General features: G+C 46.7%; 1 pseudogene. It reads left to right on the top strand.

The window, feature by feature from the left end:
* Positions 1 to 1,583: pseudogene (locus BLU80_RS19630) on the top strand (hypothetical protein); the annotation flags it as partial.

The following is a 1,583-nucleotide window of genomic DNA, read 5'->3' as shown; positions in this document are numbered from 1 at the left end:
CAACATTATTCCATTAATACGCTTAAGGATTCCGTTCGCATCTGGCTCGTGGGCTTTCAGTCCACTCCCGGCGCTGGCCTCAGTACGCCTACCAGTAGCAGTTATTATGCAGCTGGCGCATTACATAAATTGATTGTCACGGATGAAGCTGGTAATCAGGTAATTGAGTTTAAAAATAAATTGGATCAGGTCGTTTTAAAGAAAATACAACTGACTGCTGCCGCTGATGACGGTACGGGAAGCAGCACAGCCTATGAAGGTTGGCTCAGCACCTATTACATATATGATAATATGGGAGATTTACGCTGTGTTATCCAGCCCGAAGGGGTCGTTGCCATGGCACACGGCAGCTGGACGCTTACAACTACGCTTCTTGCTGAACAGTGTTTTAGATATGAGTATGACAATAGAAGAAGAATGATTATAAAGCAGGTGCCCGGAGGTGGAACGGTCTATATGATTTACGATGCCAGAAATAGACTCGTGATGACTCAGGACGCCAACATGAGAGCGCATAATCTCTGGATAGGTACAAAATATGATGGTTTTAACCGGGCTGATTCTACCTGGCTCGACAGCCTGCCTGGCGTTAGTTTTACGTCCATGCTAACGGCAGCAGGTACCAGCGAGAGCTACCGCGTTTCTGATATTACTGCGTCTAATCTATTGACTGCAACACATTATGATGATTACACAGGTATTACCTTGCCAACAGGTTTATCTGCCACTTATAAGAGTAACTGGAACAGTTATTTGCTTGCTGCATCAAACTCCAGTTTTCCTTACCCTGAGCAGCCCGCTCAGGTAACTGCCACCAGTACGCCAGTTAGCACCCAAGGCAAAGTGACTTGGGCAAAGGTAAAAGTGCTGGGAACCAGCACATCAACCTTTATCACCACTGTCAATATCTATGACAAAAAAGGGCGGGTTATCCAGACGGGACAGACCAATATTACCGGAGGGTATAATATAACGACGACCGAGTATAGCTGGTCAGGAGAGCCCCTGGTAAGTGTGAGCTGGGAGTCAAAGTTGGGTACCCGTCCCGATACTTCCATTTTAGTCACCAAGATGTCTTATGATCCCCTCTGGCGTCTGGTCAAAACAGAGGTGAAAGAGACCAATAGCAGATGGGGGGCGAAGACCATGCCTGCCAGCTTTACGACGCTCTCGTCCCAGGAATATGGCAGCCTTGGCCAGCTCAAGAAAAAATATTTAGGTTATAGAAGGTCTTCCGCCACTGCTTATAGTACGACCCCGCTGGAATCTGAATACTATGAGTATAACGTCCGGGGCTGGCTGCTGGGTGTTAACCGCCCTTATGCCAGAGATGCGGCCTCTGTGGACAGTATCTCCACCACGACTTCTGCCATGACCATCTCCGGAGAGATGTTCACGGAGAGTTCCATGGATATCCAAAGCGTTAGTTTTCCAAGCACTAACTACTTTGGATTTGATCTGGGGTATGATAAGGTGAATAATAACCTGATTAAGGGTAAGACCTATCTTGCCGCTCAATATACGGGTAATATTACCGGTATGGTCTGGAAAGATGCTTATGATAAAAAAGTCAGAAAGTATGA

It is taken from the genome of Arachidicoccus rhizosphaerae, assembly GCF_900107765.1.
Lineage (GTDB): Bacteria > Bacteroidota > Bacteroidia > Chitinophagales > Chitinophagaceae > Arachidicoccus > Arachidicoccus rhizosphaerae.
The sequence above is the reverse complement of the archived record's forward strand: the minus strand, read 5'-3'. Positions and strand labels throughout refer to the sequence as shown.